At 71.2% G+C, this 14,650-nt stretch carries 15 protein-coding genes; 10 read left to right on the top strand and 5 right to left on the bottom strand.

Annotation, left to right across the window (positions count from 1 at the left end; all coding sequences use genetic code 11):
- Positions 1 to 7 precede the first annotated feature (7 nt).
- The 3 genes from AC1DYD_RS26850 to AC1DYD_RS26840 are packed head-to-tail and all read right to left on the bottom strand — an operon-like array spanning position 8 to position 2,774.
- The gene (locus AC1DYD_RS26850) at positions 8 to 976 is read right to left on the bottom strand and encodes a Bug family tripartite tricarboxylate transporter substrate binding protein (protein ID WP_478175800.1); all 969 of its coding nucleotides are present in this window, start codon (positions 974 to 976) and stop codon (positions 8 to 10) included.
- A 47-nt stretch (positions 977 to 1,023) separates the two neighbouring features.
- Positions 1,024 to 1,392, bottom strand: a complete 369-nt coding sequence (locus tag AC1DYD_RS26845; protein ID WP_478175799.1) for an AtuA-related protein — start codon at positions 1,390 to 1,392, stop codon at positions 1,024 to 1,026.
- The gene (locus tag AC1DYD_RS26840; RefSeq protein WP_478175798.1) at positions 1,389 to 2,774 is read right to left on the bottom strand and encodes an acyclic terpene utilization AtuA family protein; all 1,386 of its coding nucleotides are present in this window, start codon (positions 2,772 to 2,774) and stop codon (positions 1,389 to 1,391) included. The genes AC1DYD_RS26845 and AC1DYD_RS26840 overlap by 4 nt, the downstream gene beginning before the upstream one ends.
- Positions 2,775 to 2,853: 79 nt before the next feature.
- Here AC1DYD_RS26840 and AC1DYD_RS26835 point away from each other — a divergent pair, with 79 nt between their 5' ends.
- Positions 2,854 to 3,768, top strand: coding sequence for a LysR family transcriptional regulator (locus AC1DYD_RS26835; RefSeq protein ID WP_478175797.1), 915 nt, complete (start codon positions 2,854 to 2,856; stop codon positions 3,766 to 3,768).
- A gap of 124 nt (positions 3,769 to 3,892) precedes the next feature.
- Complete coding sequence (locus AC1DYD_RS26830) at positions 3,893 to 4,174, top strand: glycine zipper domain-containing protein (protein WP_478175796.1); 282 nt, start codon at positions 3,893 to 3,895, stop codon at positions 4,172 to 4,174.
- Between the two features lie 52 nt (positions 4,175 to 4,226).
- On the opposite strand, the gene AC1DYD_RS26825 is transcribed toward AC1DYD_RS26830, so the two are convergent.
- Positions 4,227 to 4,874: a DedA family protein gene (locus AC1DYD_RS26825; RefSeq protein ID WP_478175795.1), complete on the bottom strand. Its 648-nt coding sequence runs from the start codon at positions 4,872 to 4,874 to the stop codon at positions 4,227 to 4,229.
- 48 nt (positions 4,875 to 4,922) lie between these two features.
- Here AC1DYD_RS26825 and mutL point away from each other — a divergent pair, with 48 nt between their 5' ends.
- From mutL to AC1DYD_RS26800, 5 genes are all read left to right on the top strand, one after another.
- Positions 4,923 to 6,803 carry a DNA mismatch repair endonuclease MutL gene (mutL, locus tag AC1DYD_RS26820; protein ID WP_478175794.1) on the top strand — a complete coding sequence of 627 codons (1,881 nt, stop codon included), beginning with the start codon at positions 4,923 to 4,925 and terminating at the stop codon, positions 6,801 to 6,803.
- Between the two features lie 163 nt (positions 6,804 to 6,966).
- Entirely contained in the window at positions 6,967 to 7,947 is a 981-nt protein-coding gene (locus AC1DYD_RS26815) for an alpha/beta hydrolase (RefSeq protein ID WP_478175793.1), read from the top strand.
- Positions 7,948 to 7,992: 45 nt separating this feature from the next.
- Positions 7,993 to 9,237 (top strand): multidrug effflux MFS transporter, encoded by a 1,245-nt coding sequence (locus AC1DYD_RS26810; protein ID WP_478175792.1) that lies wholly within the window; start codon positions 7,993 to 7,995, stop codon positions 9,235 to 9,237.
- Position 9,238: 1 nt separating this feature from the next.
- Positions 9,239 to 10,177, top strand: coding sequence for a tRNA (adenosine(37)-N6)-dimethylallyltransferase MiaA (gene miaA, locus AC1DYD_RS26805; protein WP_478175862.1), 939 nt, complete (start codon positions 9,239 to 9,241; stop codon positions 10,175 to 10,177).
- Complete coding sequence (locus AC1DYD_RS26800) at positions 10,174 to 10,821, top strand: ABC transporter ATP-binding protein (RefSeq protein WP_478175791.1); 648 nt, start codon at positions 10,174 to 10,176, stop codon at positions 10,819 to 10,821. The genes miaA and AC1DYD_RS26800 overlap by 4 nt, the downstream gene beginning before the upstream one ends.
- Here AC1DYD_RS26800 and AC1DYD_RS26795 read toward each other — a convergent pair.
- Positions 10,818 to 11,783 carry a threo-3-hydroxy-L-aspartate ammonia-lyase gene (locus AC1DYD_RS26795; RefSeq protein ID WP_478175790.1) on the bottom strand — a complete coding sequence of 322 codons (966 nt, stop codon included), beginning with the start codon at positions 11,781 to 11,783 and terminating at the stop codon, positions 10,818 to 10,820. The two genes, AC1DYD_RS26800 and AC1DYD_RS26795, sit on opposite strands and share 4 nt — an antisense overlap.
- 130 nt (positions 11,784 to 11,913) lie before the next feature.
- Between AC1DYD_RS26795 and AC1DYD_RS26790 the strand changes: the two genes are divergently transcribed.
- The 3 genes from AC1DYD_RS26790 to AC1DYD_RS26780 form a co-directional block, all read left to right on the top strand.
- A complete protein-coding gene (locus tag AC1DYD_RS26790; RefSeq protein WP_478175789.1) occupies positions 11,914 to 12,267 on the top strand; it encodes a YciI family protein in 354 nt (117 codons plus the stop codon).
- A complete protein-coding gene (locus AC1DYD_RS26785; RefSeq protein WP_478175788.1) occupies positions 12,264 to 13,508 on the top strand; it encodes an RNA polymerase sigma factor in 1,245 nt (414 codons plus the stop codon). The genes AC1DYD_RS26790 and AC1DYD_RS26785 overlap by 4 nt, the downstream gene beginning before the upstream one ends.
- Before the next feature lie 52 nt (positions 13,509 to 13,560).
- Positions 13,561 to 14,650, top strand: a 1,090-nt coding sequence (locus tag AC1DYD_RS26780) for an ABC transporter permease (protein WP_478175787.1), incomplete at its 3' end; no start/stop codon positions are given.

Here is a 14,650-nt window from a genome sequence, read left to right as displayed (position 1 = left end):
CGCGGCGCTACTCGGCCTCGATCCCGGCCGCCTTCACGATGCGGCCCCACTTCTGCGATTCGGCGGCCTGGAACTTCGCCAGTTCCTCGGGCGAGCTGGTGAAGACCTCGGTGCCGGTCGGCTCGTAGAAGGCGGTCTTCGCGGCTTCGCTGCGCGCCGCCTTCACCAGCAGTTCGTTGAGGCGCTTGATGACCGCGGGCGGCGTCTTCGCCGGTGCATAGGCGGCGAACCAGTAGCCCATCTCGTAGCCCTTGACGCCGGCCTCCGAGATCGTCGGCACATCCGGTGCCAGCGGCGAGCGCTTGGCGCCCGAAAACCCCAGCGCCCGCAGCTTGCCGGCCTTGACCTGCGGCAGCCCGGTGGCGGTGTCGGTGATCATCATGTGGATCTGGCCGCCCAGCAGGTCGGTCACGGCCAGCGTGTTGCTCTTGTAGGGCACGTGCAGCAGCTGGATGCCGGCCATCTGCTGCAGCAGCTCGCCGGCCATGCGGCTGGACGAGCTGCCGCTGCCGAAGCTGTACTTGCCCGGTTCCTTCTTCGCCAGCGCGACGAACTCGGCCACCGTCTTGGCCGGGAAGGACGGATTCACGACCATGATCTGCCCGCCCTTGCCCAGTGCGGCGACCGGCGCATAGTCCTTCACCGGATCGTAGGGGAGCTTCTTGAAGAGGTGCTCGTTGGCCGCGTGCGTCGTGTTGGTGGTGATCAGCACGGTGTAGCCGTCGGCCGGCGCCTTGGCGACCTGCTGCGAGGCGATGAAGCCGCTGGCGCCGGCCTTGTTGTCGATCACCACCGGCTGCTTCGTCTCGGCCGTGACGCCGTTGCCCAGCGCGCGGGCGATCTGGTCGGTCGCGGTGCCGGCCGCGAAGGGAACGACGAAGGTGATGGCCTTGTCCGGAAAGGACTGGGCCTGGACCCACGGCGGCGTGAAGGCCAGGACGGCCGCGGCAAGCAGGCCCAGGTTGAAGCTTTTCATTGTGTGTCTCCGGGAGGTTGGAAGGGTTCGATGGGAAGGTCGGGAACTCAGGGCGGCTCGTCGACCGCGAGATGGTGTGCCAGCGCCGCCGGCACATCGATCGGCATGTCCAGCAGCAGGAAGGACAGCGACTTGCCGTGCGTGTCGAGGTTCAGCGCATCGTTGACGCCGCCGTCGAGCACGCCGTCGAGCACGAAGTTCATCGCCTGCAGCTTCGGCAGCAGGAAGCGCTGGACCCGGCTCGGCGCACGGTGGCGGAACTGCGCCGCCACGCGCTCGGGCGTGAGCTGCGCCACCAGCAGCGGGTAGAGCGCCGGGTGCCAGGCGATCACGCTGATGTTGGAGCGATCGCCCTTGTCGCCGGTGCGGCCATGCGCCGCCCGATAGAGCGGCAGCGTGATGATGTCATTCGTCATTCCGCGGCCTCCTCGATGATCTCGAAGCCCACCGGCACCGCCTCGCGCGGCAGCAGGCACGACAGCGTGTTGAGCCGCGGCGTGAGCGCGGTGCGCACGCCGCCGCCGCCGGCCGGGCCGCAGGTGTAGAGCGCCATCACCTCGCGCGCCAGCCGCTCGGCCTGGGCGCGCTCCGCATGCGTCGCGGCGACGCGCAAGCGCACGTCGCGCAGACCCGCATCGGGCGTGGCGGCCAGCGCACGGCCGGCATCGTCGCCGAGGATGCTGAGCGCGCCGATCAGGTCGACGCGCAACCGCAAGCCGTCGAGCCGCTCGCGCAGCACTTCAGCGGCCAGCCTGGCACGCGCCTCGGCCCGCGGGCCCGCGTAGGAAATCTCGCCTTCGGCCAGCCAGCCGCCTTCGTGGCAGACGTTGACCTTGTAGTGCGCAGGGCGCGCATGGCCGCGCACGCCGCGCAGCGCCACGCGGTCGGCGCCGAGCCCTTCGACCTGCGCCTCGGCGATGTCGGCGACGACATCCGGCGTCAGGTAGGCGGCGGGGTCGTGCACTTCGTAGAGCAGTTGCTCCTTGACGGTCGCCTCGGTCACCAGGCCACCGGTGCCGTCGGCCTTGCCGATCGTGCAACTGCCATCGGCCGCGATCTCGGCGATCGGGAAACCGACCCGCGCGAGCCCTGGCACGTCCTTGTAGCCGGGATCGGCAAAGTAGCCGCCGCAGACCTGGGCGCCGCATTCCAGCAAGTGCCCCGCCATCGTGGCCCGGCCCAGCTTCTCCCAGTCGTCCGCGCGCCAACCGAAATGCGACAGCGCCGGGCCGACGGTCAGCGAGGGATCGGCGACGCGGCCGCAGACCACGATCTGCGCGCCCGCATCGAGCGCGGCCGCGATCGGGTCGGCGCCGATATAGGCGTTGGCGCTGACCAGCCGGATGCCGTCCATCTGCGCGCCGAGTTCGCGCCGCAGCAGCGCGAGCTGCCCGGGCGCCGAAAGGTCGTCGCCCTGCACCACCGCGATCTTCGGCGGCACGGTGCCGAGTTCGCGGGCCATGCGCGCGATGTGCCGCGCGGCGGCGCGCGGATTCGCGGCGCCGAAGTTGCTCACGATGCGGATGCCGTGCGCCAGGCAGCGCGCCAGCACCGGGCGCAGCATGGCGTCCAGCAGCGGCTCGTAACCGGCCTCGGGATCGGCACGGCGGCGCAGCTGCGCCAGCGCCAGCGTGCGTTCGGCCAGGGTTTCGAAGATCAGGAAGGCGCGCTGGCCCGCAGGGCCCCGGGCCAGCCGCGCGATCAGCGTGTCGACCACCGGACCGGCCGCATCGGTGCGGTCGCCCGAGAAGCCGGCGGCGCAACCGATGAGGAGCGCGGGACGTTCGGTGGAGGTCATACGCGCTGCACTGTAGACCCGGGAATATCATCCGTGAAATCGAAAGTTCAGATCAATTGATCCGCAAATCAAATAAGCCATGAAGCACCCGGACTTGTCCAGCCGGCAGCTGCGCGCCTTCCTCGCGCTCGCCGAGCAGCGCAATTTCACGCGTGCGGCCCAGACCTGCCATCTGTCGCAGCCCGCCTTCAGCGCGTTGATCCGCACACTGGAGGAAACGCTGGGCACCCGGCTCTTCGACCGCGACACGCGCAGCGTGCAACTCACGCCCGAGGGGCGGCTGTTCGAGAGCCCGGCGCGGCGCCTGCTGGACGACATGGGCAGCGCGCTGGCCGACCTGGCCGACCATGTCGAACGCCGCACGGGCCGGGTGCGCGTGGCGGCGCTGCCCTCGCTGGCCGCGGGCTGGCTGCCGGCGATCTTCAAGGAGTTCCAGCAGCGCTGGCCGGGCATCACGCTGGAGCTCGACGATGCACTGTCGGACGCCTGCATCGCGCTGCTGCGCGGCGGCCGGGTCGACTTCGCGCTCGCTGCCTCGGACGCCGGCACGGCCTCGGCCAGCGACCTGGTGTCGCGCCGGCTCTGCAGCGACCGCTTCCACCTGGTGTGCCGCGCCGACCACCCGCTGGCCACCGAGCCGCGCCTGACGCTGAAGAAGCTCGCGCCCTGGCCCTTCATCCAGATGACGCGCAACAGCAGCGTGCGGCAGTCGATCGACGCCGTGCTGCATCCGCTGCGGCTCCAGACCACCTTCGAGGTCGAGCACCTGGCCACGGTGATGGGACTGGTCGAGGCCGGCCTGGGGATCAGCGCGGTGCCGGCTCTGACGCTGTTCCACTTCCGGCGCGACACGCTGGTGACGCGGCCCCTGGTACACGCGGCGCTCCAGCGCACGGTCTACATCGTGCAACGGCGCGACGGCAGCCTGTCGGTGGCGGCGCAGGCGCTGCACGCGCTGATCGTGGCGCGGCTCGGCAGCCTGAAGCCCGCCTGAGCCGAGGGTTTGCCGCTCACGCAGCGACCGCGCATTCGCTCAACAGGCCGGGGCCTGCTCCTACATGCGGGGCACGGCGTTTCCGAACAAATGAGTTCATCCAATCCATTGAAAGGTGGACATCATGCAGACGAGACACTGGATCGTGGCCGCAGCCACCGCGGGCATCATGACCCTGGCCGGCTGTGCCGGCGGGCCCAACCAACAGCTCGGTACCGCGGGCGGCGCGGTGGGCGGCGCGCTGATCGGCAATGCGATCGGCGGCAACACGGCCGCGACGGTAGGCGGCGCCGCCGTCGGCGGCCTGATCGGCAACCAGGTGGGGCGCAACATCGACGAGCGCAACCAGCAACGCTACTACTACCCGTCGAACAGCTACTACCCAAACAACGGCCCGCGCTATTGAACGGGGCCCGGGGTCGACGAAAAGCGCGTCCCCGACGCGCTTTTTTCAAGCCTCAGCGAGCGGTCGACGCGCCGCGTGCGCGCCAGGCACCGAACAGAGCGATCAGTCCGGGCACCAGGATCAGCGCCCAGATGACCTTCTCGAGGTTGTCCTTGATGATCGGCAGATTGCCGAAGAAGAAGCCGACCGTGCACAGGCCCACCACCCACAGCAGCGCACCCGCGACGTTGAACAGCGTGAACTTGGTGCGGGTCATGTCGGCCACGCCCGCCACGAAAGGCGCGAAGGTGCGGATGAAGGGCAGGAAGCGCGCCGCGATGATCGTGACGCCGCCGTAGCGTTCGTAGAAGGCGTGCGCCTGGTCGAAGGCCTTGCGGTTGAAGAGGCGCGAGTTCTCCCACTGGAAGACCTTCGGCCCGAAATAGCGCCCGATGCTGAAGTTGCACTGGTCGCCCAGGATCGCCGCGGCCAGCAGGATCGGCACTGCCAGGCCGAAGCTCATCAGCCCCGCGCCGCAGAGCGCACCGACGATGAACAGCAGCGAGTCGCCGGGCAGGAAGGGCATCACCACCAGCCCGGTCTCGACGAACACGATCAGGAACAGCAGCCCGTAGACCCAGGGCCCGTAGGCGATGACAAAGGCTTCGAGGTGTTTGTCGACATGCAGGATGAAGTCGACGAGAAAGGCGATGATTTCCATGGCGCGCATTATCCAGCTCGCCGGAACACGGCCTTCTAGAATGTCCCCGTGCGTGCTCTTCCCTCTTCCTTCGCCCCTGCCACGCGGCGCCCGATCCGCGAGCTTCCCGACGAACTGATCAGCCAGATCGCGGCCGGCGAAGTGGTCGAGCGGCCGGCCTCGGTGGTGCGCGAACTGCTCGACAACGCGCTCGACGCCGGCGCCAGGCAGATCACCGTGCGGCTTTCGGCCGGCGGCGTGCGCCTGATCTCGGTCGAGGACGACGGCCTGGGCCTGCCGCGCGAGGAACTGCCGCTGGCCCTGCGCCGCCACGCCACCAGCAAGATCGCCAGCCTGGGAGACCTCGAGACCGTCGGCACGATGGGCTTCCGCGGCGAGGCGCTGGCCGCCATCAACGCCATCGCCGAACTCAGCGTGCAGTCACGCTTCGCGGGTGCCGACAGCGCCTTCGCGCTCGACGGCCGCACCGGCGAACTGCGACCGGTGGCGCGTGCCACCGGCACCACGGTCGAGGTGCGCGAGCTGTTCTTCGCGACGCCGGCGCGGCGCAAGTTCCTGAAGACCGACGCCACCGAGCTCGCGCATTGCATCGAGGCGGTGCGCCGCCATGCGCTGGCGCGTCCCGAGGTCGGCTTCTCGGTCTGGCACGACGGCCGGCTGGTCGAGCAGTGGCGCGCCGCCGCCGAGCGAGACCAGCGCCTGGCCGACACGCTGGGCGACGATTTCGTGAAGCACAGCGTGGCGGTCGACCGGCAAGCCGGCCCGGTGCGCGTCACCGGCCGCGCCGGCATTCCCGATGCGGCGCGCTCGCGCGCCGACCAGCAGTTCTTCTATGTCAACGGCCGCTTCGTGCGCGACAAGGTGCTGTCCCACGCGGTGCGCAGCGCCTACGAGGATGTGCTCCACGGCCAGCGCCAGCCGGTGTACGCGCTCTATCTCGACATCGATCCGGCCCGGGTCGATGTCAACGTGCACCCGACCAAGATCGAGGTCCGCTTCCGCGATGGCCGCGAGGTGCACCAGGCGGTGCGCCACGCGATCGAGGACGCGCTGGCCGCGCCGCGGGCCGGCGAGGCGGCCGCGGCGGCGCTGGCCGAACCCTTCTTCAAGCCGAGGCTGGCACCCGCGTCGGCCTCCTGGACCCAACCGGCCATGCACTTCGGCGGCGAGCGCGGGCTCGGCGATGCGGCGGCCATGTGGCCGGCCGCGCCGCGCGTCGCGCCGGCGCGGGATCCGGCGCCGGCCTTCGCTTCGGAGGCTGCAGCGGCCTTCTCGCCCGCGGCCGCCGGCACCGGCAGCACCGCCCCCGCGGCGGCCGAGACGATCGCGTCGAGCGACGCCGGCACCTGGCCCCTGGGCCGCGCGCTCGCCCAGCTCCAGGGCATCTACATCCTGGCCGAGAACAGCCAGGGGCTGGTCATCGTCGACATGCATGCCGCGCACGAGCGGATCGTCTACGAGCGCCTGAAGACCCAGCTCGACGGCGCCGCCATCCGCAGCCAGCCGCTGCTGATCCCGGCGACCTTCGCCGCCACGCCCCAGGAAGTGGCCACCGCCGAGGCCTGTGCCGCGGTGCTGCCCGCGCTCGGCCTCGAGATCACGCCGTTCTCGCCGCGCACCCTGGCGGTGCGCGCCGTGCCCGGAACCCTGGCCGACGGGGACCCCGTGGAGCTGGCCCGCAGCGTGCTGGCCGAACTGGCGCAGCACGACGCCAGCACCGTGGTGCAGCGGGCCCAGAACGAGCTGCTGTCCACCATGGCCTGCCACGGCGCGGTACGCGCCAACCGCAAGTTGACCGTCGACGAAATGAACGCGCTGCTGCGCCAGATGGAAGCCACGGAGCGCTCGGACCAGTGCAACCACGGGCGGCCGACCTGGCGCCAGTTGTCGGTGCGGGAACTCGACGCGCTGTTCATGCGCGGACGCTGAGCCGTCTTCTTTCCTTCGCTTACAAAATCTGGAAACGAGCTGAAAAGCAACCAAAAGCGTTACAAATCCTAGGGTTAACCGGGTCATCGACCCGGTCGGCACGCCCGTTGCATGGAGTCTGTCGTTGAACTTTCCGGCCTTGCGGCCTGTCCTTCAGCCTTCCATGAAATCCTGGTCCCTGTTCGCATCCGCCACCGCCCTGGTCGCCCTGCTGGCCGCAGGCTGTTCCACGCTCGACGAACGCCAGCGCGAGTGGATCTTCCAGCCCAGCGACCGCAGCTGGGGCAATTCGGAAGCCATGAGCCAGGGCATGGACGACGTCTGGATCGATTTCAACTCCTCGCTGACCGGGGAGCCGGCGCGCCTGCACGGCCTGTGGCTGGGCGGTGCACCGGAATCGGCCGATACGCCCGTGTTGCTCTACCTGCACGGCGCCCGCTACAACGTCGCCGGCTCGGCCCCCCGCATGCGCCGCATGCACGAACTGGGCTTCTCGGTGCTGGCTATCGACTACCGGGGTTTCGGCAAGAGTTCTAAGGGTTTACCCTCAGAAGACTCGGCGCGCGAGGATGCTCGCGCAGCCTGGACCTGGCTCGCCGCCCGCCATCCGAAGCAGCCGCGCTACATCTTCGGCCACTCGCTCGGCGGCGCCATCGGCATCGACCTCGCTTCGCGCGTCGACGACGAGAGCGGCACCATCGTCGAGAGCACCTTCACCTCGATCGCCGACGTGGCGAGCAGCTTCAAGTGGGGTTGGCTGCCCTTCGGCCCCTTCATCACCCAGCGTTTCGAGGCCATCAGCAAGGTCAAGGACATCGGCGCGCCGTTGCTGGTGGTGCACGGTGCGGCCGACAGCCTGATCAACCCGACCCTGGGCCGCAAGCTCTACGATGCCGCGACCGTGCCGAAGATGTTCGTGCTGGTCGAGGGTGGCTCGCACCACAACGCCAATTCGATCGGCCAAGCGCAGTACCGCGCCGCCCTGTCGCAGCTCTTTCGGATGAAGGAGCCGCCGACCGAGGTCGCGACGGGCGCGGACCTGCAGCCGCCGCCGAAGCCGGCACCGCTGCCTCCCATGCCTGCGCCCACCGCTTCGGAAACCACCGCCCTGCGGCCGACCCGCCTGACCAGCCCGGCGATCTGAGCGCCTGCGGCGCCTCGCCGCGCCGTCTTTGTTAACCTCGGGCGCATGCCGCTTCCCGTTGCACCGGCCCTTTCTCGCACCGCGCCGCCTGCCTCGGGCCTGTCGCCGGCGCTGGTCGTCCTCACGCTCGCCCTGCTGCTGGGCATCCAGCCGGTCACGACCGATCTCTACCTGCCTGCCCTGCCGGCCCTGACCGCCGGCTTCGGCGCCCGCATGGCGCAGGCGCAGCTGACGCTGAGCGCGCTGTTGCTTGCCTTCGGCTGCTCGCAACTCGTGTGGGGGCCGCTGTCCGACCGATTCGGCCGCCGGCCGGTGTTGCTGTGGGGCCTTGGCGGCTACGTGCTCGCGAGCATCGGCGGGGTGATGGCGTCGTCGATCGAGATCCTGATCGCCTGGCGAACCCTGCAGGGCGCCGCCATGGGCGCGGCCGTGATGGCGGCCCGGGCGATCGTGCGCGACCTCTACCAGCCGATGGACGGTGCCCGCGTGATGTCGCGCGCCCTGACCGGCCTGGGCGTCATCGCCTGTCTCTGCGCGCCGCTCGGCGGGTTGGTGTCAGACCTGTTCGGCTGGCGCATGGCGCTGCTCGTGCCGGCGCTGTTCGGCGCCTTCACGCTGGCGCTGGTCGCACTGCGCTTCGGCGAGACGCTGCCGCGCCGCAACCCCGACGCACTGCGCGCCGCTACGCTGATCGCCACCTGGGCGATGGTGCTGCGCAATCCGGTCTTCCTGTCCTTCAGCGCGCTGACCACGGCGTCCTACGGGCTGCTGTTCACCTTCCTGGCCTCGTCCTCCTTCGTCTTCATCCAGGTGCTCGGACTCAGCAAGACGCAGTACGGGCTGGTCATGCTGTGGAACTCGCTGGCCTACATCGCCGGCACCTTCGTCTGCCGGCGCTGGCTGCCGCGCCACGGCGTGCGCGGCAGCGTGGCCAGGGCCGCCGGGCTGACGCTGGCCGGCGGCAGCGCGATGGGCCTGCTGGCGCTGGCCGGCGTGGTGTCGGTCGCCGCCATCGTCGGGCCGCTGACCCTCGTGATGCTGGCGCATGGTGTGCACCAGCCCTGCGGCCAGACCGGCGCCGTCGGTCCCTTTCCGCAGGCCGCGGGTGCCGCCTCGGCGCTCAACGGCTTCATCATGATGCTGGCCGCCTTCGGCATCGGCGGCTGGCTGGGCGCGCGCATGGACGGCACGGTGATGCCGCTGGCACTCGGCATGTGGTTCTGGAGCGCCTGCATCGCGGCCATCGCCTGGACCTTGGTGCGCCGCCATGGGGAGCCGCGTGGCCGCTGAGATGCCGACTTCGAAGGCCTTGCGCTACGTGGCGCTTGCCGGCCCGACCGCCTCGGGCAAGACCGCGGCCGCGCTGGCCATCGCGCGCGAGCGCCCGGTCGAGATCGTCAGCGTCGATTCGGCGCTGGTCTACCGCGGCATGGACATCGGCACCGCCAAGCCCAGCGCCGCCGAGCGCGCCGAAGTGCCGCACCACCTGATCGACATCCGCGACCCGCGCGAGGCTTACAGCGCGGCCGCCTTCGTCGAGGACGCTCGCCGCCTGATCGGCGAGATCGCGGCACGCGGCAAGCTGCCGCTGCTGGTCGGCGGCACGATGCTCTACTTCAAGGCGCTGGCCGAGGGCATCGATGCCATGCCCGCGGCCGACCCGGCGCTGCGCCGCCAGCTCGAAGCCGATGCCGCCGCGCTCGGCTGGCCGGCGATGCACGCCCGCCTGGCGAAGGTTGATCCGATCACGGCCGCGCGACTGGCGCCGAACGACAGCCAGCGGGTCCAGCGCGCGCTCGAGGTCTGGCATGCCAGCGGCCGGCCGCTGTCGAGCTTCCACGCGGCGGCACAGGCCGGCAACGGCACGCCGGCGGCGGCCCTGTTGTCGCTCGAGCCCAGCGAGCGAAGCTGGCTGCACGCGCGCATCGAAGAGCGCTTCGACGTCATGCTCTCGGCCGGCTTGATCGCCGAGGTGCAGGCGCTGCGCGCGCGCGGCGACCTGGTGGCCGACCTGCCCTCGATGCGCTGCGTCGGCTACCGACAGACCTGGGAGGCGCTCGACGGTGCCTGGCCGATCACCGAACTGCGCGAACGCGGCATCGCCGCCACGCGCCAGCTCGCCAAGCGGCAGATGACCTGGCTGCGCAGCATGCCGGGGCGCCAGGTGATCCCGGCCGAGGCCCCCGATGCCATCGCCCAGGTGCTGCGCCAGGTGGCGGCACTGGCATGACGCTGCAGATCAGGGATCTCGCCAAGCACTACGGTGAGGCGCCGGTGTTCGAGCACGTCACGCTCGAGGTCGCCGACGGCGAGTTCGTGGCGATCGTGGGCGAATCGGGCGTCGGCAAGTCGACCCTGCTCAACTGCATGGCCGGCCTCGACAGCTGGGACGCCGGCACGGTGCGGCACGACGGCACCGACATCGGCGCGCTCGACGCCGAGGCGCGCGCGCTGTGGCGGCGCAGGAACGTCGGCTTCGTGTTCCAGGCCTTCCATGTGCTGCCGCACCTGGACGTGGGGCAGAACGTCGCGCTGCCGCTGATGCTGCTGGGGCAGCGCGACGAGGGACGCGTCGCTCGCATGCTCGACGCCGTCGGCCTCGCGGGCCTCGGCACGCGCCTGCCGCAGCAGCTGAGCGGCGGCCAGTTGCAGCGCGTCGCGATCGCCCGCGCGCTGGTCCACGCGCCATCGCTGCTGCTGGCCGACGAGCCGACAGGCAACCTCGACCCGGGCACCGCGGCGCGCGTGATGGACGTGCTGGTGGCGCAGACCCGCGCGCACGGCGCCTCGCTGGTGCTGGTCACGCATTCGGAAGCCGCGGCGGCGCGCGCGGACCGCGTGCTGCACCTGAGCGCCGAAGGGATCCGCGCCTAGTCGCCGCTCAGCAGTGCGGCATAACGCGCCAGATCGACATTGCCGCCGCTGACGATCACACCCACGCGCCGGCCGCGGACCGCCTCGCCCGCGGCGCAGGCCGCCGCGAAGGCCAGGCAGCCGGTCGGCTCGACCACCATCTTCATGCGCTCGGCGAAGAAGCGCATGCCCGCCACCAGCTGCGCATCGCTGACCGTGAGGATGTCGCTGACGTCGCGCCGGATGATGCCGAAGGTGTATTCGCCCAGGTGCTGCGTCTGGGCGCCGTCGGCGATGGTCTTCGGCGTCTCGATGGTGACGATGCGGCCGGCCCGCAGCGACTGCAGGCCGTCGTTGCCGGCCTCGGGCTCGACGCCGTACACCTTGCAGTCGGGCGCGAGCGCGCGCGCCGACAGCGCCGAACCGCTGGTCAGGCCGCCGCCGCCGAGGCAGACGTACAGCGCATCGAGCACGCCGACTTCCTCGATCAGTTCCTTGGCCGCCGTGCCCTGCCCGGCGATCACGTCCGGGTGGTCGTAGGGCGGGATCAGCGTCATGCCGCGTTCTTCGGCCAGCCGCCGCGTCAGCGCCTCGCGGTCCTCGGTGAAACGGTCGTACTGCACCACCTCGGCGCCGTATTCCCGCGTCGCGGCGAGCTTTGCGGCCGGCGCGTCGTTCGGCATCACGATCACGGCCGGCATGCCGAGCAGGCGCGCCGACAGCGCCACCGCCTGCGCATGGTTGCCGGACGAGAAGGCGATCGCGCCGGCCTCGCGCTGCCTCGCATCGAACTTCGACAGCGCGTTGAAGGCGCCGCGGAACTTGAAGGCGCCCATGCGCTGGAAGTTCTCGCACTTGAAGAAGAACTGCGCGCCCCAGCGCGCATCGGCGGTGCGGGAGCGCAGCACCGGCGTGCGGTGGGCATGCCCTTCGAGCCGCGCTGCCGCGGCGATCACGTCGTCGTAGGTCGGGAGTGTGTGCATGGCGAGGAGCTTAAGCGACGGCGACGAGAAAAAAAATTCCGCCGCCTTGCCGCACACTGTCGAAACGCAACCGGCTGCGCCGTCATTGCAGTGAGCGATCCTGCTCGTGTGCTTCTTCCCCGGAGGTTCCATGCAATACATGCTGATGTTCTACCAACCCCAATCCGAGTTCGAACAACGGGAGCAGGCCGCCGGCCAGGCCTACATGTCCGGCTGGATGGCCTATATCGGCGCGATCCGCGAGTCGGGCATCGCGGTCAATGGCCACGGGCTGCGACCGCCGATGACCGGCACCACGCTGCGCGTGCGCGGCGACAAGCGCCAGGTGCAGGACGGACCTTTTGCCGACACCAAGGAACAGCTCGGCGGCTACTTCGTGGTCGACGTGCCGGACCTCGACACCGCCCTCGAATGGGCCGCCCGCGCGCCGTGTGCCAGCACCGGCGGCGTCGAGGTGCGCCCGGTCTTCACGGCACCGATGTGACAGGCTCGGCGGTCGAGCAGGCGCGCGCGGCCGCCGAGCAGGCCGCGCGCCGGTCCTACGGCCGGCTGGTCGCGATTCTCTCGGCGCGCACGCGCGACATCGCGGCCTCGGAAGACGCGCTGGCCGACGCCTTCGCACGGGCGCTCGAGCGCTGGCCCGTGGACGGCGTGCCCGTGCAGCCGGAAGCCTGGCTGCTGCAGGTGGCGCGCCGCCGCACGCTCGACGCCTGGCGCCACAGCCGCGTCCAGGACGAAGCGATGCAGACCCTGCTGCTGCTGGCCGACGAGGTCGGCGACGACGCGGGCGGCCAGGGCCAGGCGGTGCCCGACGAACGGCTGCGCCTGCTCTTCGTCTGCGCCCATCCGGCCATCGACGCCGCGGCGCGCGCGCCGCTGATGCTGCAGACGGTGCTCGGACTCGACGCCGCCCGCATGGCCGGCGCCTTCCTCACGGCGCCGGCCACGCTGGGCCAGCGCCTGGTCCGGGCCAAGGCGCGGATCCGGGCTGCCGGCATTCCCTTCGAGTTCCCGCGCGCCCTCGACCTGCCGCAGCGGCTGCAGGACGTGCTCGACGGCATCTATGCGGCCTACGGCACCGGCTGGGACGACGTCGACGGCGCCGACGCGGCGGAGCGCGGCCTCACGGCCGAGGCGATCGAGCTCTGCCGCATCCTCTGCGGGCTGATGCCCGCCGAAGCCGAGCCGCTGGGCCTGCTGGCGCTGATGCTGTTCTGCGAAAGCCGCGCGGCGGCACGGCGCAGCGCCGAAGGCGACTATGTGCCGCTGGACGAACAGGACACCGCCTGCTGGAACCCCGCCCTTCGCACGCAAGCCGAACAGGCATTGCAGCGCGCCGCAACGCTGAATGCGCTCGGCCCCTACCAGATCGAGGCCGCGATCCAGTCGGCCCATTGCGCTCGCCGGCTCGGCGCGCAGGTTCCGGCGCAGGCGCTGGTGGCGCTCTACGACGGCTTGATCGCGCTGCGGCCCAGCACCGGCGCCCAGGTCAGCCGGGCCTGCGCGGTGGCCGATGCCGAGGGGCCGGCCTCGGGCCTGCGCGAACTCGACGCCCTGGCGCCGGCCGAGGTCGCCGACTACCAGCCCTTCTGGGCCGCACGCGCGCACCTGCTGGGCCGCAACGGCCAGGCGGAGGCGGCGCGCCGGGCCTACGCCCGCGCGACCGGCCTCAGCGCCAGCCCGGCGGTGCGCACCTGGCTGGCCGCCGCATCGGAGCGGCTCTGAGGCTCCGGGCGCGCCGCTGTCGTGCATCGCGCTTCGCGCAGAATGGGATGCGATGAAGGCCTTGTTGTTCAGCTTCTCCTGGCAGGAGTTGCGCCACCACCCGTGGCGCAACGCGGCCGCGGTCGTGGCCGTGATGCTGGGCGTGGCGCTGGCCTTCTCGGTCCAGTTGATCAATGCGTCCGCGCTCGACGAATTCTCGAGCGCAGTGCGTTCGGTCAACGGCCAGCCCGACCTCGAACTGCGCGCCGCCCAGGGCAGCTTCGACGAGGCCGTGTTCGCGCAGGTCGCACGGCATCCGCAGGTCGCGCTGGCGAGCCCGGTGCTCGAACTGCCGAGCGTCGCGCAGATCGGCGCGCGCCGGCTGCCGCTGCGGGTGGTCGGCGTCGACGCCCTCGCACTGCCGACCATCGCACCGGCCCTGATGCCGCGGCCCGCCGAAGGCGCCGACCGCTTGTCGCTGTTCGCGCCCGGCCAGGTGTTCCTGAACGCCGCCGCACGCAAGGCCATCGGCGACGAGGCCACGCAGCTGCAGCTGCGCGTCGGCACGCAATGGCAGTCGCTGCAGATCGCCGGCCAGGTCGCGGCCGGCGGTGCCGCGCTGGCGGTGATGGACATCGGCGCCGCGCAGGACCTGTTCGGCCGCGGCGGCCGGCTCACGCGCATCGACCTGCGGCTGGCGCCGGGCACCGGGCACGCAGACTTCATCCGCGCGCTGCAGCAATCGCCGGGCTGGCCGGGCGGCATCCAGATCGCCGAACCGGGCGATGCGGCCGAACGTGTCAGCAACCTGTCGCGCGCCTACCGCGTCAATCTCACGGTGCTGGCGCTGGTGGCCCTGTTCACCGGCGCCTTCCTGGTGTTTTCGGTGCTGGCATTGAGCGTCGCCAAGCGGGCGCAGCAGTTCGCCCTGCTCGGCGTGCTGGGGCTGACGCCGCGCGAGCGGCTGCGGCTGGTGCTGGCCGAGTCGCTGCTGCTCGGGGTGATCGGCAGCGCCGCCGGCATCGCGCTCGGCGCCGCGCTGGCCCAGCTGGCGCTGAAGCTGCTGGGCGGCGACCTGGGCGGCGGCTACTTCGACGGCGTGGCGCCGACGCTGCGCTGGAGCACCGGCGCCGCCCTCACCTACGGCGTGCTCGGCGTGCTCG

This window comes from Variovorax sp. P4_B11 (assembly GCF_056402355.1).
This window is presented reverse-complemented; position numbering and strand designations above follow the sequence as displayed.

What these genes read in the sequence shown, in the direction of transcription:
- AC1DYD_RS26825 (WP_478175795.1), bottom strand. Translation starts at nt 4,874, where the DNA reads ATGGAAATCATCGCCTTTCTCGTCGACTTCATCCTGCATGTCGACAAA.
- AC1DYD_RS26850 (WP_478175800.1), bottom strand. Translation starts at nt 976, where the DNA reads ATGAAAAGCTTCAACCTGGGCCTGCTTGCCGCGGCCGTCCTGGCCTTC.
- AC1DYD_RS26830 (WP_478175796.1), top strand. Translation starts at nt 3,893, where the DNA reads ATGCAGACGAGACACTGGATCGTGGCCGCAGCCACCGCGGGCATCATG.
- AC1DYD_RS26795 (WP_478175790.1), bottom strand. Translation starts at nt 11,783, where the DNA reads ATGCACACACTCCCGACCTACGACGACGTGATCGCCGCGGCAGCGCGG.
- AC1DYD_RS26790 (WP_478175789.1), top strand. Translation starts at nt 11,914, where the DNA reads ATGCAATACATGCTGATGTTCTACCAACCCCAATCCGAGTTCGAACAA.
- AC1DYD_RS26800 (WP_478175791.1), top strand. Translation starts at nt 10,174, where the DNA reads ATGACGCTGCAGATCAGGGATCTCGCCAAGCACTACGGTGAGGCGCCG.
- miaA (WP_478175862.1), top strand. Translation starts at nt 9,239, where the DNA reads ATGCCGACTTCGAAGGCCTTGCGCTACGTGGCGCTTGCCGGCCCGACC.
- AC1DYD_RS26835 (WP_478175797.1), top strand. Translation starts at nt 2,854, where the DNA reads ATGAAGCACCCGGACTTGTCCAGCCGGCAGCTGCGCGCCTTCCTCGCG.
- AC1DYD_RS26810 (WP_478175792.1), top strand. Translation starts at nt 7,993, where the DNA reads ATGCCGCTTCCCGTTGCACCGGCCCTTTCTCGCACCGCGCCGCCTGCC.
- AC1DYD_RS26840 (WP_478175798.1), bottom strand. Translation starts at nt 2,774, where the DNA reads ATGACCTCCACCGAACGTCCCGCGCTCCTCATCGGTTGCGCCGCCGGC.
- AC1DYD_RS26815 (WP_478175793.1), top strand. Translation starts at nt 6,967, where the DNA reads ATGAAATCCTGGTCCCTGTTCGCATCCGCCACCGCCCTGGTCGCCCTG.
- AC1DYD_RS26845 (WP_478175799.1), bottom strand. Translation starts at nt 1,392, where the DNA reads ATGACGAATGACATCATCACGCTGCCGCTCTATCGGGCGGCGCATGGC.